This window comes from Neobacillus sp. SRL179 (genome assembly GCF_984799095.1).
Window position 1 is genome coordinate 4,672,419 of sequence record NZ_OZ481792.1, and the last position, 23,843, is coordinate 4,696,261.

Below are 23,843 nucleotides of genomic sequence, written 5' to 3' on the forward strand. Positions count from 1 at the left end.
TTATATAAAAAACTTCAAAATCCTTGTGACAATTTTAAAGAATAAAAAAAGACGAGAGTATTCTGCCCACCCCGACCTTTAAGGCACCTGCCATTGCTGCTTTGATACCAAAGTCAGCCCCTATTCTCAGGGCTGTTTCAACAACTTCTTCACCCTTAATTCCCTCTCCGTTCCAAACTTTAGTAGCGGTCTCTATCCCGGCACCAATAGCTGTACCTTGGATGGCTGCATATCCGGCTTGTTTACAAATACCAACGGCTAAATCTTTTGTTTTATACTCATTCCAATTCAAATCTTCCCATTTACCACCTTGGGCCTCCCGCTGTAAGTCCTTCGCCTTCTTTTTTCATCAGTTTTCTACAAAATTCACCATGTTGTAACACTATTATACAAAATTACCTAAATTCTCCACATATAACCTAAAAATGAGACGCTTACGCGTTCCACTTTGGAATTTCTTATATGTTAATTTTTCAATAGAGTCATATGAATGGAGATATTCTTAATCATGGGAAAAAAAGTTGTAGCGAAGATTCATAAACTTATAGAAGAGAAAAACATCTCAATGAGAGAATTATCCCGCAAGACAGATGTTCGCGCCGAAGCCTTGAATGAATTAGCGAACCAGCAAAGAAGAAATATTAACTTTGGCCATATAGAGCGAATTGCGGAAGCTCTTGATATAAATGATATCCGTAAAATTATTACTTTAGAAGATACGGATGAGGATGATTAAGCAGCTTTATATAACCAGCTCATAGAAAATTCTCCAAATGATAGCTCAAAGAATTTCCATTGGAACTTTTTTGATATTCCATCACCTTGATCCCTCAGATTAACATCACTGCACGAACCCGTCGATTAGAAGTAGTATATAAAATCTAAGTAGATACCACTTATGCATATCAAGAGCTATTTCCCTTCTTTTGCTCACCCCTTCAAGAATAGTTCATTGATCTTTTCATATTTTAATAGACCCAAAGAAACTTATATTTGCCTCCTATTTTTAGGTCAATAGGATTAGAATAATATTCAAAAATGAAAGCGTTTTAATGGGATAAGTTGTGATTAATAACTAACAGCTTATTACTTTAAATATAATGTCTACACCACTAAAAGTGATCAAAATTTAGTAAAGGAGTTTAAATGAAAGGTAAGGGTCAAAATTAGTGGTACGCAAGGATGGAATTATCATTAAAGGGAGGTCAAAGGTCGTATTGAGAAAAAATCAAATTAAACTAAATATGGGAGTTGAAACTATTTGATGATCGAACAAAAATATAATATTAATTCAGATTTTATGTATATGGTTGGGCACTATGATCGGAATGCTAAATTGTGTACACTCGTTATTGAATTAAATAGAAGATTTGTTGTAGACAGATCGCCCTTGGAGATCCTTAATGACAGTATTAGGTGTATTGGTTTCAATTTAAAAGGAGCAATGGAAACTTCCAAGTGGCTCCTTGGTGATAAGCATATGTGTCCGGTTATGGTTAATCCTATATATAAAATTTGTGTATTCCCTGATAAATCTGCCAAACATGACAATACCATCTGGTTTAATCCTACTCATATACTAAGAACAAATACATTAAATGGAAAAGCAAAGGTAGAGTTTACGAATGGGTTGATTATTATTATTCCTTCGAAACTTTATTCTTTTAATCATAAATTGCAAACAGCTGAGCAATTTAAGAAAATGACAGTCGGTATAGAAAATAACACCATTTCCTTTAAGCAAGATCCTAAAAAAGGTGCATGACTTAATACATAATATTTTAAAGATTAGAGGCTATTTATAAATATTGATGAGCAAATACATCAATTATTATTGAATTATATAAAAGAACGTTTCGCTCTTACCGTAAAGATAAAAGCTTTGCATAGTTAAATTCAGGTGACCTATGCCAAATTAAGCAAAAGAGCAACAGCAAACATCTATCAGCATTAATAGTTTGATGCCAGGACCCCCTATGCCATTGGGGGTCTTAGCTATGTCCCATCATGAGCGGAACAATTCTAAAAGTGTAAAGCCCCCCATGAACCACAGTTGAAATGACAAGTACCGACTAGTATCTAGTAATTTCTCCTCTAATTAACGTTTGGTTAAATAGGCTCCATGCCTTGGGAAATATGCACTCTTACCAGTTAGCACTTAAAAAAGTTGTTGAAATATGGGATAAGATTGATGGCTTAGCACTGATTCAGCACAATACGACGCATTTTCGAGCAAATTCCCTATGTGCTATACTGTTCAAACGTTTGTTTAATATGACTGAAAGTGGCACTATATAAACAATCTCCCGAACCAGCATGAAAAAGATTGTCGTGAACCAAATCGGAATTTATCTTACTATAACCTAACTTTCTAGCAAATTAGTTAAGATTCTCATTAAGTGACACCATTCAATAAATTTCCTCTCTTTTCAACACTAACTAAACGTTTAATTAGAAGACCCCCTATCATGCTCCATTCCTCATTTTATCCATACATCTACTAAAAAGGTTGTCGAGAACTGTACCTACTGACCCAATAAATCGCTAATATAAATAACGGAACCGGTAGAGTTACCTATAATTAAATCATTGACCTATCAAAGAATATAGTCTGATAATTGCCGTTCCTTTTAATTACCCGTTTTTTCTTAAATTCTGTTTTCATCCGATGTCCACCTCCCAATATTTTCTGCCAAAATAATGAAACAGCCCACCCCTATTTCAAGATAGGAGTGGGCTCTAAGCGTTTAATACCCTAAAAAAAACTAAAATGATTTTTTCGCTTGGACGAAGGGCTATAGCAAATTGTCCAGATTTTCAATGCCAGGAAATTCTTTTTCAAGTTCTCTCATATGTTCTTGCATTTGTATGTCCTTCTCTGCTCTTACTCGTTTAATTCTTCTCATTGTTTCTTTCTTTGTAGGGCCTACTTCAATCATTCCCAAGTACTGGGTATAAATAAATGATTTCATTTCTCCTTGTTTCATCTGATCACCGTCCTCCCCTATAAGTTATAGAGGAAATAAGAAATCCCTTGTGACAAATATATGAAATATTTAACTCCGGGCGTGACAGGCACCGGTTTTCTAAGATTCCAGTACTAATTTTTCAATTGCATAGGCTACTCCATCTTCATTATTGGATAAAGTATGGAACTGGGCCGCTTCTTTAACGACAGATACTGCATTAGCCATTGCCACTCCACAGCCAGCATACTCAATCATACTTAGATCATTTTCCCCATCACCGATGCAGATGACCTCTTCCTGTTTAATCAAAAGTTTTTCTGCAAGTTGTTTGACTGCATTTCCTTTACTGACACGTGGGTCAAGGATTTCTAAAAAGAACGGGGTACTTTTAACAAACGTATATTTTTCCCAGAATATTGGAGGAATGTTTATCATAATCGTATTCAAACGTTCCGGTTCATCAATAAACATTACTTTTGGAACAAGCATGTCCTTTGGCACTTCATCAATTGGTATATAATGGAGTGGAATTTGATTGATATGAGCTTCATGAATGGTGTATCGGTTTATCTCTCGATTAGGCGTATAAAGATTTTCGGTATCAAAAAAATGAAGCGGTGAATGGAGCTTTAGGCTTAATTCGTGTAATTCCTTTAAGTCTTTATATGTTAAGGTAATTTGGGATTCTACATCCTTAGTGTATGTATTTTGCACAAGAGCGCCATTAAAGGTAATCGCATAATCATCATCATCATTTAATTTCAATTCTTCAATAATTGATTGGACACCCACGATTGGCCTCCCTGTACAGATGACCACCTTCACCCCTTTTGCTTTAGCAGCTTGAATGGCGTCATTAACTTCCTTGGTAATTTCTCTTCGATCATTCATTAGCGTTCCATCAATATCAATTGCGACTAATTTATACAAATCCAGTCCTCCTCTTGGTGTTTGAATAATGCATATAACTATATTACTTGAAGGTTAATTAGTAATCCATACACAGGTGGATTTGTCCTGTCAGCCTGCAAATTTCCTCGCCATCTAATTAAGTGACATATTAGGATGCCCTATACGGGATAACTGTCATTTTGGGGCATCCATTTATCCACCTATATGAACTGGGGCGTATAATGGGTTTATCCCCCTGAAGCTGTTGAGTGGTTACATCGCTATACCGTTTGGTTCACCTTGTTTGGGGTTATTTCGGATCGTGGTAGGCACCGGCTTTTGACGGCGTAGGGTGGTTTTCTCGTTTTTCTAGGACGTTTCCCGAAACAAAAAGAAGCGTAACAACTAACCACCCCAATAATATTCATCTGCAACTTCATTCTAAATTTTATATGTATCTAAAAGCCTATCAATCTTCGACAAATATCGGGGCGTGACAGGCACGAATAAAATAAGTTGATATAATTACATCAACTATAGTTACTAAAAGGTGGTGCAAGGATGAGATTAATCATGTATTGTAACAAGATTTATTGTGATAGCCCGCTTCCATTGCCGCTGGGCTATTCCATCCGAAGTTTTCAACCAGAAGATGAAACGACTTGGGCTAAAATTGAAACTCTTGCTGGGGAATTTGCAAACGAAAATGATGCCCTACAACGGTTCCACAAAGAGTTTCACGGATACCTGGCCGACCTCCAACAGCGCTGTTTTTTCCTGCAAAACCCTGAGGGAGAGGCGATTGGGACGATCATGGCCTGGTACGGGGAGTATGAAGGCCGCAGGATTGGACGAATTCACTGGGTGGGGGTCATCCCGGATTATCAAGGGAAAAAGCTAGCCAAACCGATGGTAACCTATGCCCTATCCCAAGTGAGCAAGTATCATCAAGAAGCTTATTTAACTACGCAAAAACAGAATGAACGAGCCATTCGTTTATATGAAAAAGTTGGATTTAAGGCGATCGAAACCACCTGAAGAAGGTGGTCTCGATGTTTTTTTCTGCCAAAATGAAAATATCTCGATTGTTAGATGACGAACAGTCGCTTGGAGCTACTAGAACCGTCCCCGTGGTCCCTCTCAATCTTCGCCAAAATTCGGGTCGTGACAGGCATGGTATTCAATGGTGTTTTCCCGTTATCTAATCAGAGAAAAAGGAGTAATTTCATAGCTTATGATGCAGATGCAGTAAAATTAGGATTATTATTTGAGGCGTATAAGAAGAGCTAACCGATTAACTCAAGAGGATTTGGCTGTAGGGTGTGACATTAGCAGGAATGCCTTGTGTAGTATTGAAAGAGGCAACAGTATCCCCAGTTTACCCACCTTTTGTAAACTTGCCATCAACTTTGGGATGGAGCCATATGAACTTTTAAAAAAAATAGTAGAAAAAGGATTATTAGATATTATCTTCCTTTGAATTGATTAAGTTTAGTTAATTATTTATCTATTACTTACATCATGATGGATAGATCACTGGAATTCGAGGTTCAGACCTCCACCTCGACAGTAAAAAGGCTTTTAATCAAAATTAAGATTAAAAGCCTTTTTGGTTTATAAAGACGAAGAGAGTAATGTTTCTACGAAAACCTCATTAAGAGCAGTATAAGAATCGTTGTCCCTTTTATACCCTTATCTTACAAGGATCATTTTATATGTTCCCACTATTAAGCAGAGACCAACAACCAAAAAGGCCAAATTTGCTAGAGTATGTAAGAATGGTAGTAAATTTGAAAAGATTAGTAGCATGCCTCCTATTATCAAGCAGAAGATGCCAATTTTCATATTGAAGGATAGATTTCCCAAATTCCCCTTGCGTACATTTGCAACTACAATCAATACTAGAATAAGTCCAATTGCGTAAATCATTTTACTCCCGATTCCAAAAGTGGCAGGCATTCAAATGAACCATAGTTTGGAATGACAAAGACCGACTATTATCTAGTAATTTCTCCTCTAATCAAACGTTTGGTTAAATAAGCTCCATGCCTTGGAAATTATGCACTCTTCCCTCTCAGGGCTTAAAAAAGTTGTTGAAATGTGGAATAAGATTGATGGCTTAACACCGATTCAACACAATACGACGCACTTTCGACCAAATTCCCTATATGCTATACTACTCAAACGTTTGGTTAAAAAGGCTGAAAGTAGTGTTCTATACACAAATCTCGCGACTAGCAGGAAATAGATTATCATGAACAAAATCGGAATTTATCTTACTATAACCTAACTTTCTAGCAAATTAGTTAAAGTTCTAATTAAGTGACACCATTCAATAAATTTCTTGTCTTTTCAACACTAAACAAACGTTTGATTAAAAGGCCCCTTAACATGCACCACTCCTCATTTTATAACGGAAAGTATTTAAAAAAGTTGTCGAACCCTGAACTCAGTTGTGATCAGAACGTACACCAACACAATCCTTTTCCCTTTTTTCTTCCGGAGTCCCTACAAGTCTAATAGACGATTAATATTCATAAAACAAGGCTGCACTTCTTTTGGATTGTTAAACAAGTAGTAACTGCTCTAAGGATAGTATTCCGGTTTCCTTTAGATTTATTTGTATACTAGCCTTATTACTTCTGACCCCTCATACTCTATTTTAAATCCATGTTTTATCCAAAACCTCTTACATTTTTCATTTTCAGGATACAAAGAAATTGTTCTATTTTTATACATTTTTATGAAATCTATAATTATTATACTACCAATGCCTGTCCCTTTCTCAAACACCTCAAAATTATCAATTTCTATACTATCATCTCCATAAACTCCTCCAAAAGAAAAATCAATTAATGCAACGACTTCATCATTAATTTCTATCATCATTGGATTAACAGGAATTCCCCAACTTAATGTTAGATTTTTAGATTTTTTAAATTCATTTACTTTATCATCATTGCAGTTTATAAACTTCATTTTATCACCTCAAAAATATCATATATCCATTAAGGGGTTACGATGTTAGTTAACCATATTCTATACCTACTATAAATTTTAGTAGCATCTTTACCACGCAGTATTGGTCAACTAAGATTAAACCTGCCACTTATTCTAACCCATCGATACAAACATCTATTATTTCTAGAACTAACTTATTTCTTCTTTTATCCCTAAAGTAATCTACAATAAAAATAGCTAAAAACAAAATCCCCTCAATTAAAAAGGTAATAATATATAAGAAGTTAATATATATAGGATTTAGCTTCGTACCCTCGCTAGAGAAGGCTGCAAAGTTCCAAAAATCTCCCTTTGTAATTATCCAAACTACAAATGCAACAACAATCCCTAGTATAGTTTTATTTAATAGTTCTAATGGACCTTCTTCATTAATAGTTTTGAAATAAGCTTTAAGTAAAAGTAATTTCTTTTTATCACTTCTTGAATAAGTTTTTAATTTTGAGGCAACTTTTTCAAGATTCTTTAATAAATCATTTTCCTTTTCATCGTTCAATAAAAACTGCAATAGTTCATTACTTCCCTCTAAATTATCAAGCCAAATAAATAAAGAGGACCCAGTCTTCTTAGGTCTGCTGACACTTCGGAAGATAACAATTATGTAATAATTTAAGACTAGAAAAAATACTGTTACCGTTATATATCCATTAAAAAAGGGGAAAAAGGCCTCTACTATTATTAGGAGAAACCCTATTAATAATGGAAGTAAATACTTAGCTATAAACTTCATCCTTATGGGATTAAATCACCTCTACTTTTTTGGATTTACTCTCAATACCTCTAGTACAATTACGATTTCAAACATAATTAGTTTCATAACTTAAAACAAATTATTTTAATAGAGAAGGTCATCAGAACCGTCAACCTAAGGTGAAAAAAGTTTTCAGGAACTGTTGTTCAAATCAGTTCCAACAGATTCCTCCTTAATATTCAGCAATTCTTGTTAAAATAAAATAGCAGTGAAACTTGGTTCTCTACTCCTTTACATACTTTGCAGTTTTAAAACTTTTTTAAATTTCTACAAAATAGATTTTTTCCTGCCAAATACAATTCCAGCAAGCAGGACTTAACACCTAGTTTCCCCTCGACAAATTTTACCATTTTAAGACAATTGCACATTTTGGACTATTCATGTCTCTTACAAATTCTGCTATCATGTAATGATAGATTAGTAATTCAATCCAATTCGACAAATTAATGGAAGGTGAGAAAATGAATTTCAAGTCAACAGTGAAAAAGGGTTCTTTAATTGCAGCTCTTGGTTTAGGTCTTTCTGCGTTTGCTGCAGTTCCAGCAAATACGGCAGAGGCAGCAGGTAATAGTAATCCTCAGGCGCAAAAGTTAGTAGATTCATTAGAAGCATTGAACATTGATCAAGTTGATTATCTCTATGCTTATTTGCAATCCATTGATTTAAGTGACCAGGAGTTTAAGGGGATTCTCGCTAATACCCAGCGGGTCCGCAGCATTTTAAACGGAACAAAACTGGAGAACCTGACGAATGCACAAAAGGTTGAGGTGTCACGATTATTTCTTGATAGTGTGAAGCTAGCGCATCTTCAAGCTTCTGTAGTGGATGACAAAGGAAATCCGATTGATCTTTTATCCTATAAACCTGGAACAACAGGTCTAAATATTCAACTAAAGGATTTAAAAGGGAATGTATTAGCGACAATTAATCCGACGAAGGCGGATTTACACCCGCAAGCCATTCAAGCTAAACTCAACGCACTTGTAGCGGCGATTAAAGCGAAAGAACAGCTGGAGAAGTCAGGTACATTCGTGCCAATGCCTGCCGGTACGCTTCCTAACACAGCAACAGACAATCCTACTTATATCGCACTTGGCGGATTATTAATGCTGATGGGCGGTTTGGCAATTGTTCCTGCTGCGAGACTAGTACGTAAATCACAGGTTCCTGCAGAGGCATAAGTTTATGAGGAATAAAAAACGTAAAAAAAGGTGGATATGGGCGATCCTTAGCGTGCCCATCCTTATTTTCATGATAGGACTGGGTATTGTCCTCTATTTCGGATTTGACATGTCTAAGCAGACCGTTCTCCTTGCCCATACCGCGATCAAAGACTATGAACCGGATTTACCTGATAAAAAGTTTAATCAGGCGTGGTCATCGCTGCCTGAACCAGGCTCAAGTATAGGAGAATTACAGTTTACATCTTTAGGTTTAAACGTGCCGATTGTCCAAGGCACCCATGATAATGAATTAAAAAAAGGGGCAGGCCATTACGCGGGGAGTGCTTTGCCAGGTCAAGGCGGTAATGTGGTTCTTAGCGGTCATCGTGATACTGTATTTAGAAAGCTCGAGCATATCCAAAAAGGGGATAAGGTTACTTTCCAAACACCTTACGGTGAATTTGTCTATGAAACGACAGATACGAAGATTGTCCATGCGGATGATAAGAGTATTATAGTACCGACTGACTACGAAACCCTTACATTAACCACCTGCTATCCCTTTAACTTTATTGGGGATGCACCTGATCGTTTTATTGTCTATACAAAGCTTATTTCCAAACCTGACCTGTCAAAAGAAATTAATGGTTAGTTGAAAAACACCAGAAGATATTTATATTAAAAGATAGATTGCTTTATTAAAGCTTCTGTCTTTTTTTATTTTTTCGGTCCCATCATGCAAGGAATGAATTAAAAGCAATCAATTTTCGACATATATCGGGCTTTGACATGTATTTGGCAAACAAAAAGTGCATATAACGGCAACTAAAAATGTAACCACTCATCAACGTTATTGCTAGTTTTGTAATAATGATTCTTTATAGCGATGACTGTCGCCGTTGAATACCACCAGATGAGAGTGGTGAATCAGTCGGTCAATGACTGCCTCTGTCAAGATTGGATCTCCAAAAACGTGGTTCCATTGACCGAATGTAACCGTCAAGTAGAAATCAACAGTTTTTAATAAATAAGATTAAACAGTTTTCATCAATTAAGATTCAACACCTTGATTATTAAATAATGCCTTTCTGTATTTCATTCTTATGCTGTCTTGATCTTCGCTGAAAGTCAAAATTTCACTCCGATGTAGAAGACGATCCAATATCGCTGTCGTAAGTGTCGCATCCCCAAGGAACTTTCCCCATTCTCCAGGCCCTTTATTGGATGTAAGGATAAATGCAGCTTTGTCATACATTTCATAAATAAACTGGAAGAATAAATGGGCATCCTGCGGTTCATATGCAATATACATGACGTCATCGATGATAATCAGATCAGATTTGGTGATACGGTTGTACCTCGTCTTAGATTTATTGAGATACTCTCTTGTTTTCAATACATAAATCAAACGATCCATTGATATAAATGAAACCTGGTATCCACGCTCAATAGCGTGAATACCTAGGGCAGTTGACAGATGAGTCTTGCCGACTCCCGTTGGTCCCATCATAATTAAGGTAAAATACTCATCTACCCATGATAATTGTTTTAATATATTTAGTTGTTTTTCTCCAATCGCTGTCTGTTCTTCAAGGCGAAGGTTCTCAAATGTCAAAGCGTCTGGAAACTCTGCCCACTTCATTAGTATTTCACTGTTTTTCCTTTCTCTACACCGCATTTCATGACTAAGAAACTCATGGATGAATTCATGATATGTCCATCCCTTTGCTTCTGCTTCTCTTAGAAGTGAGGGTAACTCCTTAGCTGTCTCAGCAAGACGTAAGGTTCGGCATTTTTCCTGTAGTAATTCGTAAGGTTGGCTCATCGTTTTGTTCCTCCCTAGAGGACACTTAAATAAATATCTTCTCTTCGTTCGGGGGCAACTAAAGCCTTATATTTCTCATTCAGGGTCCCAGTTTCTTTATGTTTCTTTCGACCGTGTATTTCTAATGAGATGGCAATATCGCGAAGATCATTTGCACTAGTTAACCGTAAACGTCTCATTTCATTAAGTGCCTCGTCAATGTAAGCTGGATATTTCAGGATGACGGTTTGTACAACTTTAAGTTGATCTACCAAATGACGTGGATATTGATTAGAGAGAACTTCAATAAGCTCATTTGCTGCTTCTTTATCGTTTAACATTTCTTTAATTTGCTGTTTTATTAGGTCACGTTTAGAGTGTTCACGTTGCAGATGGGAAGGATCTGAAATGACAGCACCACTTCCTTTAGCGATTTTATGTTTGGCTAAAAGCTGCCCGTTTTGCTGGAGGCGTATGTATAGATACTCAGTATCTGTCTCCACATAAGCAATATTGGAAGCTCCTTTTCGGTAAGTACCGCGAGGTACGCTGTACCGATTTCCATCAAACCGGATAACATTGTCTTTGTTAATGGTTCTTGTTATACTAGAATCGAAGATATCTTCAAAAATGTAAGTACCAGAGATTGGTTGTAGGTGTAGCTTTTCCAGGGCAAACACCTCTACTGGTTCGTATTATGATGTACTTTATAATTCCCCGTTCTCTTTAACCAACTCAAACAAGATTCCTGCCAATCTGGTAGATTATCAAATGTACGGTTCTTCGCAAAATTATTTTTTACGTACTTTACTACCTGCTCTATTTTCCCTTTGGATTCTGGATCAGATTTTCTACATAGGTAGACCTTAAACTTTCTTGTCTGTTGATACTTAGTGAATTCGACTGTCATAATAAGGTCTCCTGCGTTTTCGCTGACAGCTAGTAAACGATCTTGGTCGTAGACGATTTCAAGCGACATGCCCCCATAAAATCAGAAAGCATTTTCATGCATTCTAATAAGATCTGATGCTCGAAATGGTCGTTCGAGCCATTCTACATATTTGTATCTGAAATGGGCCAGCACGAATCCAATAAAGTAGAGCCGCTTTAATGTTCCATTCGTTGTAAGGACCTTTATTTGACCAAAATCTACTTGTAGCTGTTGATCCATCAGAAGATCGGGTACTGTACTATAATTTCTTTCTGATATCATTTTTGGAATATGGTAAGCTTCGCGTATCTCATTAACATAATTCCTCACAGTTCCTTCTGTAACGGAACTTACGTTTAATTTTTCACCCAACCAGTCCATTACTTGCGCTCCTGATAAGTCAGGATGGTCCTTTAACCATACAAGTATTTCCTCCCAAAAGGGATCTAGCTTTTTACTTCTATTCTGTAATGACATTGCAAATGAGTAAAACTCTTCTGGACTCATCCTCCCGTATTCTATCACCCTATTCCTAGAAATCTTCAATTTCCATAGACTGATTTAAGTATATAGAAAGCAGGCTTATTAAGGTAAACTGTTGATTCTTATTTGTCGAAATCTGTTTATCCTTATTTGTGGAAAACTGTTGATTCTAGTTTATCGTTTACACGGAGTCACACCAAAGCAATTCTTGATTAAGGTAAGTGCAAAAATTTAAATACTCTACAGGAATGATGAAATATGTAAAAACAAATAGAAATTTCCACTATTTTGAAGTATCCTTAAGATACAAAATATCAAGAGGAGCAGTTAAATGGGGAATAGAAAAAGTTTTTTAGACGTAGCCAAGGGATTACTAATAATTACAGTAGTACTAGCTCATATGAACAATATTGACCCGATTCTTAGAAATACATTATATTGGTTTCATATGCCTGCTTTTTTTATCATTAGTGGATACCTGTTCAAATCACCAAATAAAAAAGGGATTGCTTTCAAAAAGTGGGTAAAGATATTAACTTTAAGGTATTTTTTACCTTATTTTTCGTTTTTTGCTTTAATCACTTTTGTAATTCAGAGAACATTTAATTTAAACGATATACTTCATTTCCTTTACGGAGGAAGGATGTATGCTGGGGTTTATTGGTTTATACCCTGTCTATTTGTTACCATGATTGTCTTTGCAGCCATAGAATCAAAACTACAAAAAAAACATGTTATCATTACGATGATCGTATTTTATTTGCTTGGTCACTTGGAATCTATATATTATCTACCGCATAACGAAAACTATTTATTGTGGAAAATGATTTATAAGGTACCATTGAATTTAGACGTGTGTTTAGTGTCGCTTCCTTATTTTACTTTTGGCTTTTACTTTAAAGAGCAGATTGACCGAATTGCGATTAATCTAAATTTAAAGTCGTTTAGTTTAGTGACAATCTTATGCATCATTATGATTGTACTAAATGTAAAAGGAATTTTAAATGTCCAAATTGATATGAAATTAGCCAATTACAAACACGTTTTATTTGATATGGTTTTACCAGTATTGTTTTTTATTTGGATTATTCAAATTAGTAAAGTTATTTCATCTATTATTTCGATCACTAAACCGCTTCAATATGTTGGTCAAAATACTTTATCTATAATGTACTTGCATTTAATAGTATTAGGGATTGCTAGTGTTCATTTGACAGAAAACATTCTTTTATTATGGGCAATTGCTGTTATATCACCTTTAGTTTTTTCCTTTGTTTGTTCTAAAAACAAAAACTTGGAATTGCTTTTTTTCGGTAATGAAAAATATCTTATGAGTAAAAAAGAAGGAAATAAAGATGTGCAGTCAAAAGCAATGTAATTCGCAATTGGAACAAATTTAGACATAACTAAACATATAAAATTACAAATAAAAGAGCGACCGAATCACTTCGATCGCTCGCTTTAAATTATTATTTAGATAGCACACAAGTTTCAAAGAATTTTTCACCAAAAGATGTCCCGAAAGCTCCTCTTGCAATATCAAAACGTTTACCAATTTCATTAGATTTTTTTCCCCACTCATTTATGAGAGGATGATTTTCAACCAGGTCATAAGCGTTTGGATCATTATTGATTACTTCATAAGAAAGATTAATCGGACTATAATAATAGATATAGGTTCACTACCATCTAATAATTTGATAATTTTAGCTTCATCGGAATTTATTTGTTTAATGATTTACATATGATGGATGAGCCAAAGGGATTATTGATTGGATCGCCTGGGACCGGCAAATCGCATTGTCCCGTATATCTCAGCCACATAAGCCAATCTTAATGATTTACACATGGAACGGATAGATTCATTCATGATTACTCACTCCTTTCTAAATGAGCCAAAGAGTCATATGAATCAGAGTGCGAATTGATTCTTTCGTACCCTGCTAATCATGATAGAACTGCAGATCAATCTACTCTATTTTTCATTCAAACTTTATCTGAGTGTGGGGGATGGCTAATCTTAAATTTATAAGCGAACCCATAGAGAATTTCACCCAGGATATATTCATACATATTTCTGAACTTAGCTAGTAATTATAAAAATAATAGTCAATTATTGAATATCCGGGGAAAGGAATCCGTCCTTAACCACGTTAAAGGAGGAAGAAAGGAGTCCTTAATTTCTAGTACGTTTCTGCATTACTTTAGCAGAGTGGGGTCTGACGTCAAAATCCTATATTTGAACTTGTATCCTCTCTATTCCGGGTCAATTTTTAATTATAAGCTCCAATAACTGTATCCATATTTTTCAATCTCTTTTTTATTCAATATTCCCTTAACGTCAACAATGATTTTTTCTTCATTAGCACAGTCCTTAAACATGCCATTAATTTGGTCCCTCTTTATGTTCTTAAACTCATCATGAGCCACAGCAAACACAAGACAATCGGCTTCATTTATTGTATCAAGAGGAACTAAATTTACTCCGTACTCATGTTTAGCATCAGCAGCATCTGCCTGGGGATCCACTATGATTGGATCTATACCATACTCATTAAGTCTCTTAATAATGTCATCAACCTTTGAGTTACGTGTATCAGGACAATTCTCTTTGAATGTTATACCTAATATTACAACTCTTGCTTGCTTTACTACTTTATTAGCTATTATCAATTTCTTAATAATTGCATCCGCAACAAATGCACCCATTCCATCATTTATCTTCCTACCTGACAAAATTATTTGTGAGTGGTAACCTAACTTTTCCGCTTCGTATACAAAGTAGTAAGGATCTACCCCGATACAGTGACCACCAACAAGACCTGGATAAAATTTAAGTGCATTCCATTTCGTATTCATGGCATCAATAACTTCTTGTGTATTGATATCCATACGGTCAAATACCATAGCAAGTTCATTCATGAAGGCAATATTTATATCACGCTGACTATTTTCAACTACCTTTGCAGCCTCAGCCACTTTGATAGAGCCCGCTCTATGAACACCTACTTTTATGACAAGCTCATAAACTTTAGCTATCTCTTCCAATGATTCCGCATCCATCCCAGACACTATTTTCTTAATATTCTCTAACCGATGATTTTTGTCTCCAGGATTAATACGTTCCGGTGAATATCCAATTTTAAAATCCACACCGCATTTTAGTCCACTCTCTTTTTCAAGTATAGGAATGCAAATATCCTCTGTTACACCAGGGTACACTGTAGATTCGTACACTATTATCGAACCCTTAGTAAGATTTCGTCCAACAATCCTACTCGCTCCTTCTACCGGACTTAAATCGGGAGTCTTGTCCGCATTGACGGGTGTCGGTACAGCTACTATGTGAAACTTTGCCTCTTTTAGTTTAGTCTCATCAGAGGTGAACTCTACGGTAGTTTGTTTTATTGCATCATTGCCTACCTCGTTTGTAGGGTCAATGCCATTTTTGTATTGCTCTATTTTATTAGTATTTAGGTCGAAACCAATAACATCCGCTTTCTTTGCGAAGGCTACAGCAAGCGGCATTCCTACATAACCTAATCCAATTAATGATAATTTCTCTTCTCTGTTTATTATTTTTTCGTATAAGCTCATTAATGTACCTCCTAAAAAAATAAAACTTTTAATAATTAAACTATTAATTATCAATTGTTATAAATAGCACTTCTGGAATATTCAAATATCTTTAAGGGTCTAAAATAGTTTTTACTATAGATGTATTATCATCTTGTATTGTGATTGAGTAAGCACTTTAAATAATGCTTATTTTCACAAAGCACTACTCTAGGGACAATATGGACAATGTATAATTATTCTTTCATCTAAGGTAACATTTTAAATCTATAGCTAATAGAACCTAGTAATTAATTATTGATAGGCAAAAAAGGTGTGTTATGTTACATCTTTATATTTTTTTAATAACATTATATTTAACATTTTAACAACGTGTTTAAATTCCGATTTTTTAAAGGAAAATATAAAAAATAATAAATTGGGTAGTATAAGACATACTAATCCTTTAAGTATTAAACCTAAAATTCCTGAAAATAATATTAGAGAGTTTATATAAAATGTAAGAAAACAAGCAATTAGTACAACCATTGAATAGAAACTGTAATTTTTAAAATAATTTTTACTAGAAATATTAAAACCATCTCTATGAACTATATAAGGCTCCCACCAAAAATTTGTTGCTAATGTACTTATTATTGTCCCTAAAAATACTCCTGATATACCTATTACTTTTATAAGAGTTAAAGAAAATACTAAATTTGTTAGCGCCTCAAATAATGATTTATACCTTAATGGCCAAAATAACCCCAGCGAATTTATGTGTACGATTGATGTCTGTCTCATCCCTGTCACATAAAATAAAAATACTAATAAAAATTCTGTTTCAGTATTCAATAAATATCTATTACCTATCCATAAATTAATAAAAGGGTTTAATAACGAAAATAAAGCACACATACAAAAGCCAAAAATCCAAAAACTTATAAAAAGCATGGTAGAAAATATTGAATAGGAGTGTTGCTTATTTATATCACTTGCATTTAAATTTCCCACACTCGCTGTAACAGCATTAAATATTTGATTTATTAATGTATTTACTGTACTAATTAATAATTTATAGTTAGAATATAGTCCTACAGAAGTTATCCCTATAAAAGATGCAATTAATATGTTATCAGTACCACTAACTACTACTGATCCAATTTTATGAAATATCATTGCTATAACATTTTTAAAAATGCCTTGTTTCCCTTCTTTATCTAACTTTACAAGCTTATTTTCTTTAAGATAGGGATAAATTTTGTCTACTTTTGCAGAAATAACAATGTTGGATAAAAATGTGCATATTATCTGTATTAGAAGATACAATAAATAATTTCTTGTAATAAATAATATTGCTATTTGAAGCGTATACTGAATTAACTGGAAAGTATATATATTTCTAGTATCCAAATATTGCTTTTGATCCGCTATTATTAAAGTTCTTTTATACGTAAAAAGGTAGGAAATAACTGAGTTCGTAAGAAAGCATAAGTAGATAATTGACAAATTTGGAATTTCGGAATTTCCTTTAATTAATATATCTAAAAAAGGAGTAAGAGAAATACCTACTAAGGCAATAAACAGCCCAATGAATTTATATAATTTTGAAAATAAGTTCATTATAGCACTTATTTCGCTATGGTCATCATTAGCAAGGGGTTTATATAGAGCAAATGTTATAGCAGTACCTACTCCTAACTCCGCTAAGGAAAGCATAAATAATAAATCAGTAAACAATCCATTTACACCTAAATAATTTGGACCAAGTGTATAAATAAAAATCGTTCTATTGCCGAAACTTAATAGAATGGTCAATATCTGACCACCTAAAGCATAAATTGTATTTTTAAAAGAATTTTTTAAGCGCATATATATTCATCTTATCCTCTAATTTTCGCTAATTATTTTTATGAAATTATCATAGTAATTCTCTATACTAAATTGGGCAGCTTGATTCTTCCCTTCTCTTCCCATTTTCTCTCGTAGTTCTCTATTAGATATTAACTTTTCTAATGCTCCTTTTAAACTATCAATCATTTTGTTATCTCGTCTAATTACTAATGCACAAGAATCATTTATATACTCAGGAATTCCTCCTGAATCAGTTGTAATCAAAGGTGCTGATGAGGCCATAGCTTCAATTACAACTAACCCAGCAGGTTCCTCCCACATCGAAGGAACAACATTTATGTCCGCTATTGAATTAATTTTATGAATTTCAGCAGGATTAATAAATCCTGTAAATATAATATTTTCTTTTATTTTCTCTGATAATTTCAATAGATTATTAACAAATTCCGTATTTTTATTTTCCCCGAACCAAGCACTTCCAACAATTAATAGCTTTAGGGTAGAATTATGATTAATTTCTGAAAAAGCTTTTATAAGCTGTGCAATACCTTTTTCGGGTGACAATCTACCACTATACATAATTACTAAATCACTTGGATCAATATTATACTTTTTTCGAATACTATTTCTTTCAAATAAAGAAATTTCATTATTAAATTTATTAATATCTATACAGTTCTTAAGAACCTTTACACTTCTTTCATTAAAATAATTTGATGTCAACACTCTTTTCTTTAAGTAGTTACTAACAGTAATTATTTTATCAACTGAATTTGAAAGAGCTTTCATGTTTTTAATATTATTATTAATAAAATCATTATGGATATGAACAAAAAGCTTAGTTTTTTTTCCTTTTGACTTTAACAATTTATAAACAAAGGTCGGATCATTTTCAATTAGAACAATATCAAACTTTTCTCTTTTCATTTTCTTTGCTACTTTAGATAAATATGCTCCTCTTAAACAAATTGTTGTATTAAATAGTTTGTTCATCAAACGAGCATAAAGCTTATAAATATTACTATAGACATTTGACACTTGGATATAATTAAACTTACAACTTTTATATTTTAATGATTCTTCAAATGCATTATCGTCATATATACTATAAATGGTTAACTCAAGCTGCTTTAAAATTTCATTTCGATCTAAAATATTTTGGATTAGAGTTTCAACAGCTCCCCCTTTTATTGCTGGTACTGGTAATTGACCTACAGTGATAATGGCAACCTTCAAAGTATAACCTCCAAATTACTCACTATTATTTAACAATTATTTAAACTCAAAATATCTTCAATAAAATTTTTGTAATTCCTATCCGCATTACATTTTTCTTCCCATATACTCCTTGAATTACTTCGCATACTATAATAGTCACTATCATTCATTTTTGCTATTTTTTCTATTTTCTCAGATAAATCCTTACTCAAGAAATTTTTACTGAGTAAATATCCATTTTTTCCATCAATTACAATTTCTTTTGTTCCTCCAACATTAGTTGCAATTATTGGAATACCATAAGACATTGCCTCCATTATTGAGACAGGTACTCCCTCAGACTCACTTACATTAATAAATAAATCAAATGCATCCTTTTTATATAAATTCATTATTTCTTTATTTGCCAATGCACCTTTAAAAACAAATTTTAAATTTGGATTATTTGCTTTCTCTGCCTGCCCCTTTAATTCATTAAATTGCTCTCCATCTCCAATATGGGTCCATTCAATAGGAATATTCAATTCTAAAATTGCCTCTAGTATTTTTGACACTCTCTTAACTGGCCTTATCCATGAACATGATATAATTCTAAAAATATCACTTCGCTTGTGGTTCTTAAATTCCCCAAAATCTTTTGTGCCTAAACGACTTATCTTTAACTTTTCTGAAACACTAGTATATTTTTCACTTAAATATTCTTGGGCATCTGTTGATATACAATAAATTTTATCAATTTTATTCATAATAAAATTTCTCACTGGGATATAATCATAGTCATGAAGTTCTTCATACAAATCAAACCTATGACACCTTGTAAAGACAACACATTTAGTTAAATTTTGTAATTTCATTTTAAGCATAATTCCAATAAAAGATGGAATATACATCCAATAAGAATATATATATATATCATAGTCACGAATATTAGAAATATCAGAAATTTGGTCACTTATCTGTTTATAATAAAAATTTCCATTGATTAGAAAAGAAAATAAATTCCTGATTGTTATTAAGTTTAACTTATTTACTCTTTTTAAATATATAAGCTCTGATAAAAATTGTTTATCAAAAATTGTTGATAGACCATATAAGACTTTGTCTATTAAATTAATTCTCTTTTTATTTCTTATAACATTTATATTTTTTTCGAACTTAAAAAGGGATCTATTTTTAGGCCCTGATGGAAAAGGATAAATTATTATTTTATCAAATAAATTAAAATAATTAATTTCTGATTCTAAGAAAGTCTCTCCTGGCTTAAAGGGGAATGAATCATTGATTAATATAAGCATTCTTTTCTTTTTCAAAAAGTACCATCCTTTAATTTTTTAAATATACTTGGCATAATATTCCTAATAACAGTCTTTAACTTTACTATCATTATGATAAGAAAAAGACTTTTTCTCACAATAAATTTATTAATCAACATTTGATATTTATTATTTGATATGGCCACTTTAGCTGATTCTTGTACGCTTGGTTCTGAAATTATCTGTTTAACTAACTTTCTTGAATCAATTACTTTTTCATTCAAAATAATTGATTCAAAACAATAACCTATCCTTGTAATAAAAAAGCTTGCTATTTTGGCTTCCATATCTTTGGTTATATGAATTCCCCAGCTTTTTAACTTTGTATTTAAATCATCATCTAATAGAATACAAGTTTTATAATAATCTCTTGAAAGTTTAAATTTCAAATAATCATTGGGCTCAATTCTAATATTATAAAAGCTATTACTAGACAGATACAAACTCTTTATATAGCTAAAATAGTTATTATTAAAAATAATATCTTGTGATCTACGTAAATTAGGAAATCTAATTTCATTTTCCATTATTATTCTTTTTCTGAATATCTTACAAACTGGGCCATGGACTATACCTTTTAAATATAAGTCAAGGAAGATTTCTTTAGTTTCTCTTTCATTAGTTATTAATCTACTTTGAAATATATTTTTCTCTTTACTAAAGACAACACCGTTTTTATATGTGATTAAACTACTTCCACAAATTACAAGATCCACATTATATTTTTCTATATCTGATATCAAATCTTGAATCATAGTCGGTTCAATCCAGTCATCAGCATCTACAAATATAATATACTCTCCACTGGAATTCTCTATTCCGTTATTCCTTGCACTTCCTGCTCCCTTATTCTCCTGATATATAACCTTAATCCGGTTATCATTATCTGCAAGAGCCTCTACAATTTCCGAAGTATTATCAGTAGATCCATCAATTACTACTATAATTTCTATATCTTTAAAACTTTGGTTAATAATACTGTTAATACATTCTTTAACATATTGTTGAACATTAAAAGCAGGTATAATTATGCTTACTTTTGGCATCTCTGTTCACGCCTTCTTACTTTTCAGTTTATAATATTTTTTTAATATTCTTTTGTACATAGAGAGATTTTTTCTTGTAAACTGAAGAATTACTCTATATATAATTGGTATTTCTTGGTAATTTGATTTTTCACTCATTAGCGATTGTACTTCATTAAGGTATTCTTCAACTTTTGATGTCGATTTTTTGTATTTTATAAATTGATTCAAAATGGAAATAACTGAAATACAATATGTTGAAAAGGCTAACCCTCTAAGGTCATGATATTCCTTAATAATAAATTCATATCGTTCTTTATTTGCAATAATGAAATCCATCTTTTTTTCAACATTATCATCAGAAGTAATACTACCTTTTCTTATTAAATAGTTATAAAAAGTATCATTTGTATATGCTACATTTTCCGCTTTAGAGAATAACTTATATACAGTAAATGTATCTTCGTATATTCTAGAGACTGGGAATGAAATATCTCTGAAAAGATTGATGTTATACAACTTATTACAAACATATCCTCCAAAACCATTACTACAAAGAAGAAACTTCATTGCATCTTTATTATTAAATAAATTTTGTGATGGGAGATCCTTTACAAATATTTTGGTCTTTGTACTATTCTCAAAGTCTTGTAACATATTACATACACTTATTTGAGCATTGTTTTTATTAATGCTATTATATAGTGCCTCATAAAAGTTAATATCTAAATAATCATCGCTATCGACAAATGAAATATAATCACCTGTTGCCTTCTCAATTCCTTTATTTCTCGCACCAGAAAGTCCTTGATTTTGCTGGTGAATTACAGTTATCCGTGAATCTTTCTTTGCATAGTCATCACATATCTTTCCACTTTTATCAAGTGAACCATCATCGATTAATAGTATTTCTAAATTATTATATGTTTGATTTATTAAACTTTCTAAACATTTTTTCAAATAATTTTCCACTTGATAGACTGGAACAACAACACTAATTTTCTCCATAATATCCCCTTTGCACTTCCTATTATTAAGTCAAGAAAGTTTAAAAGATAAATAATTACTTATATCAAAGTTTATATTCTAAGGAAACTTAATATTAATACTTATTTTTTGTGATTTTGTAAAAAACTTGGCTGCCTTAGTTTTACGTACTATTTTTTGTTTAGTTTAAAGTTTTTACCCCGTTAATTATTAAATACATTAGATTAAATCATCAAATTAAAAGATAGGTTTAGTTTCCTTTCATTATTACTAAGGATTACTCAATATCTATTTTTTTGAGACAATATAATCATTAATTTTTAAAAAAATAAAGTAGAATAAAATGAATTGACTCCAACTCCAAACAATGGTTATTACACAGTAGCACATAATTAATCCCATTAGTACTGACATGAATGTATACATATATTTGTATCTTAAATCACTTACAGTTTGACTTAATACTTCCATCTTCACTAATAAATAAAACATTAATATATTTCCAACTAAGGCAAATAGCCATCCAAAAATTGGCCCTCCGTAAATCCACATCTCTCCAGATAAAGTAATCATAGCTCCAGGATTCCACGGAAATAAATACGCCATATAAATATCCGTTGTAGATGGTATTGATGATGTTAAGTCCCTAATCCATATTAAACCAGGTATTCTAAAAGGGAAGAACGCCTCAATGAAATCTTTAATAGGTGTAAGGAGAGAAACCTGTGACCTCATTGAATGACTAGTGTCTAGAATTGAAGCCATTGGCCAAATTCCATTCGTATAACTCTCAATTATATTTGAAATCTCACTTATAGAAACTTCTAACCCTGAGTCATTTCCTATTTCAACTCCAAACTGTTTTTTTAAAATCATATCTAAAACCAAATAGAATGACATTGGTATTAACAATATTAGAATCATTTTTTTTTGTTTTGAAAATGTAAAAATGTACAAAAAAATAGTTGTTAAGATTGTTTCTACAACAAATGATCTATTTGAACCAAAATTTATTGCAATATTTATAAATGCAAAAAGAAAAACAAATAAAAAATAAAGGGGATTTTTAGTTGCAGAATATTTTTTCTTAACCCAAATCAAAGAAATAACAAAGAAAAATGACTTGAGGCACTTAATTACTATAGATTCATAAGAACCTAAGATGCTTGTAGACTCTTTAAAAAATAATATTTCCATCGTTGGAATGAACCGGTTACTTCTGACGGTAATAATCAATATCAATACTAAGCTAATTATGATACCGCCTGCAGTTATCCACCTTACATTGGCATCTGTTTCTTTGAACTTTTTATTTGCCTTCTTTATACTTTGTTTCCATGTAAACTTTATAGTTATACATGCAATTATTAGTTCAGCACAAATTATCAATATTGCTAAATAGTTTGATGTAGGTGTTACTTCTATCATATGTCTATTTGTATAACCATTCGTAATTGTTATAAGATATGGTGAAATTAAATATCTAATAATTACAATTATATAGAATACCTTTAGCCCAATTCCTCCCCTGTGATGTCTAATTATTTCACCAAAAAACAAGACACTGAAGGAAAAGGTCAATGGCAAAAGACAAAGTAATTCAAGACCTTGTCTTGGAACAGGTTTATATGCTATAAAGAGAAACTCTAATAACCCTATAATAATTAATAGTACTCTTAGTAATGGAGAACTACTTATTTTCGGTTGTAGGGTATTTTTATTTATAAGCATCTAACTTTTAATCACCCCTTTTTTGTAATAGATTCTTGAATTTTTTATATTATATTTTTATTTTATATTGAATGTAGCACCATGTTTAATATAATGTTACTTTAACTTACTATCATATTAAAGTTCCAACACTTTACAATTCACTTAATA

23 protein-coding genes and 1 pseudogene are annotated in these 23,843 nt (G+C 32.5%); 7 read left to right on the forward strand and 17 right to left on the reverse strand.

Annotation, left to right across the window (positions count from 1 at the left end):
- Nucleotides 1-34 precede the first annotated feature (34 nt).
- Nucleotides 35-292, reverse strand: a complete 258-nt coding sequence (locus AC4E8C_RS22950; protein ID WP_490208938.1) for a hypothetical protein — start codon at nt 290-292, stop codon at nt 35-37.
- A 216-nt stretch (nt 293-508) separates the two neighbouring features.
- Here AC4E8C_RS22950 and AC4E8C_RS22955 point away from each other — a divergent pair, with 216 nt between their 5' ends.
- A complete protein-coding gene (locus AC4E8C_RS22955; protein ID WP_490212634.1) occupies nt 509-736 on the forward strand; it encodes a helix-turn-helix domain-containing protein in 228 nt (75 codons plus the stop codon).
- A gap of 528 nt (nt 737-1,264) precedes the next feature.
- A complete protein-coding gene (locus tag AC4E8C_RS22960) occupies nt 1,265-1,765 on the forward strand; it encodes a competence protein ComK (protein WP_490212635.1) in 501 nt (166 codons plus the stop codon).
- A 1,030-nt stretch (nt 1,766-2,795) separates the two neighbouring features.
- Here AC4E8C_RS22960 and AC4E8C_RS22965 read toward each other — a convergent pair.
- Complete coding sequence (locus AC4E8C_RS22965) at nt 2,796-2,987, reverse strand: hypothetical protein (protein ID WP_490208939.1); 192 nt, start codon at nt 2,985-2,987, stop codon at nt 2,796-2,798.
- 99 nt (nt 2,988-3,086) lie between these two features.
- Complete coding sequence (yidA, locus tag AC4E8C_RS22970; protein ID WP_490208940.1) at nt 3,087-3,899, reverse strand: sugar-phosphatase; 813 nt, start codon at nt 3,897-3,899, stop codon at nt 3,087-3,089.
- Nucleotides 3,900-4,421: 522 nt separating this feature from the next.
- Between yidA and AC4E8C_RS22975 the strand changes: the two genes are divergently transcribed.
- On the forward strand, nt 4,422-4,898 hold the full coding sequence (locus AC4E8C_RS22975; RefSeq protein ID WP_490208941.1) for a GNAT family N-acetyltransferase: 477 nt from the start codon (nt 4,422-4,424) through the stop codon (nt 4,896-4,898).
- A 229-nt stretch (nt 4,899-5,127) separates the two neighbouring features.
- A complete protein-coding gene (locus AC4E8C_RS22980) occupies nt 5,128-5,340 on the forward strand; it encodes a helix-turn-helix domain-containing protein (RefSeq protein WP_490208942.1) in 213 nt (70 codons plus the stop codon).
- A 1,136-nt stretch (nt 5,341-6,476) separates the two neighbouring features.
- On the opposite strand, the gene AC4E8C_RS22985 is transcribed toward AC4E8C_RS22980, so the two are convergent.
- Nucleotides 6,477-6,839, reverse strand: a complete 363-nt coding sequence (locus AC4E8C_RS22985; RefSeq protein WP_490208943.1) for a hypothetical protein — start codon at nt 6,837-6,839, stop codon at nt 6,477-6,479.
- A gap of 130 nt (nt 6,840-6,969) precedes the next feature.
- Nucleotides 6,970-7,386 (reverse strand): hypothetical protein, encoded by a 417-nt coding sequence (locus AC4E8C_RS22990; RefSeq protein WP_490208944.1) that lies wholly within the window; start codon nt 7,384-7,386, stop codon nt 6,970-6,972.
- Between the two features lie 704 nt (nt 7,387-8,090).
- Between AC4E8C_RS22990 and AC4E8C_RS22995 the strand changes: the two genes are divergently transcribed.
- Both AC4E8C_RS22995 and AC4E8C_RS23000 read left to right on the forward strand, forming a co-directional pair.
- A complete protein-coding gene (locus AC4E8C_RS22995) occupies nt 8,091-8,810 on the forward strand; it encodes a cell wall anchor protein (protein ID WP_490208945.1) in 720 nt (239 codons plus the stop codon).
- 4 nt (nt 8,811-8,814) lie between these two features.
- Entirely contained in the window at nt 8,815-9,444 is a 630-nt protein-coding gene (locus AC4E8C_RS23000; protein WP_490208946.1) for a class D sortase, read from the forward strand.
- Nucleotides 9,445-9,648: 204 nt separating this feature from the next.
- Here AC4E8C_RS23000 and AC4E8C_RS23005 read toward each other — a convergent pair.
- From AC4E8C_RS23005 to AC4E8C_RS23025, 5 genes and pseudogenes are all read right to left on the reverse strand, one after another.
- Nucleotides 9,649-9,786: pseudogene (locus AC4E8C_RS23005) on the reverse strand (ATP-binding protein); the annotation flags it as partial.
- Nucleotides 9,787-9,843: 57 nt separating this feature from the next.
- Nucleotides 9,844-10,617 (reverse strand): IS21-like element helper ATPase IstB, encoded by a 774-nt coding sequence (gene istB / locus AC4E8C_RS23010; protein ID WP_490208947.1) that lies wholly within the window; start codon nt 10,615-10,617, stop codon nt 9,844-9,846.
- A gap of 14 nt (nt 10,618-10,631) precedes the next feature.
- Nucleotides 10,632-11,276, reverse strand: a complete 645-nt coding sequence (locus AC4E8C_RS23015) for a Mu transposase domain-containing protein (RefSeq protein WP_490208948.1) — start codon at nt 11,274-11,276, stop codon at nt 10,632-10,634.
- A 2-nt stretch (nt 11,277-11,278) separates the two neighbouring features.
- Entirely contained in the window at nt 11,279-11,575 is a 297-nt protein-coding gene (locus AC4E8C_RS23020) for a hypothetical protein (RefSeq protein ID WP_490208949.1), read from the reverse strand.
- A gap of 12 nt (nt 11,576-11,587) precedes the next feature.
- Nucleotides 11,588-12,034 (reverse strand): hypothetical protein, encoded by a 447-nt coding sequence (locus AC4E8C_RS23025; RefSeq protein WP_490208950.1) that lies wholly within the window; start codon nt 12,032-12,034, stop codon nt 11,588-11,590.
- Between the two features lie 307 nt (nt 12,035-12,341).
- On the opposite strand from AC4E8C_RS23025, the gene AC4E8C_RS23030 reads away from it, so the two are divergent.
- Nucleotides 12,342-13,388 (forward strand): acyltransferase family protein, encoded by a 1,047-nt coding sequence (locus AC4E8C_RS23030; protein ID WP_490208951.1) that lies wholly within the window; start codon nt 12,342-12,344, stop codon nt 13,386-13,388.
- Between the two features lie 899 nt (nt 13,389-14,287).
- On the opposite strand, the gene AC4E8C_RS23035 is transcribed toward AC4E8C_RS23030, so the two are convergent.
- From AC4E8C_RS23035 to AC4E8C_RS23065, 7 genes are all read right to left on the reverse strand, one after another.
- Nucleotides 14,288-15,607: a nucleotide sugar dehydrogenase gene (locus tag AC4E8C_RS23035; protein WP_490208952.1), complete on the reverse strand. Its 1,320-nt coding sequence runs from the start codon at nt 15,605-15,607 to the stop codon at nt 14,288-14,290.
- Between the two features lie 297 nt (nt 15,608-15,904).
- On the reverse strand, nt 15,905-17,437 hold the full coding sequence (locus AC4E8C_RS23040; protein WP_490208953.1) for a lipopolysaccharide biosynthesis protein: 1,533 nt from the start codon (nt 17,435-17,437) through the stop codon (nt 15,905-15,907).
- 18 nt (nt 17,438-17,455) lie between these two features.
- The gene (locus AC4E8C_RS23045; RefSeq protein ID WP_490208954.1) at nt 17,456-18,655 is read right to left on the reverse strand and encodes a glycosyltransferase family 4 protein; all 1,200 of its coding nucleotides are present in this window, start codon (nt 18,653-18,655) and stop codon (nt 17,456-17,458) included.
- Nucleotides 18,656-18,684: 29 nt separating this feature from the next.
- A complete protein-coding gene (locus tag AC4E8C_RS23050) occupies nt 18,685-19,947 on the reverse strand; it encodes a glycosyltransferase (RefSeq protein WP_490208955.1) in 1,263 nt (420 codons plus the stop codon).
- Entirely contained in the window at nt 19,944-20,996 is a 1,053-nt protein-coding gene (locus tag AC4E8C_RS23055) for a glycosyltransferase family 2 protein (protein WP_490208956.1), read from the reverse strand. The genes AC4E8C_RS23050 and AC4E8C_RS23055 overlap by 4 nt, the downstream gene beginning before the upstream one ends.
- A 6-nt stretch (nt 20,997-21,002) precedes the next feature.
- Nucleotides 21,003-21,983, reverse strand: coding sequence for a glycosyltransferase (locus AC4E8C_RS23060; protein WP_490208957.1), 981 nt, complete (start codon nt 21,981-21,983; stop codon nt 21,003-21,005).
- Nucleotides 21,984-22,250: 267 nt separating this feature from the next.
- Nucleotides 22,251-23,693: a hypothetical protein gene (locus AC4E8C_RS23065; protein WP_490208958.1), complete on the reverse strand. Its 1,443-nt coding sequence runs from the start codon at nt 23,691-23,693 to the stop codon at nt 22,251-22,253.
- Nucleotides 23,694-23,843 lie beyond the last annotated feature (150 nt).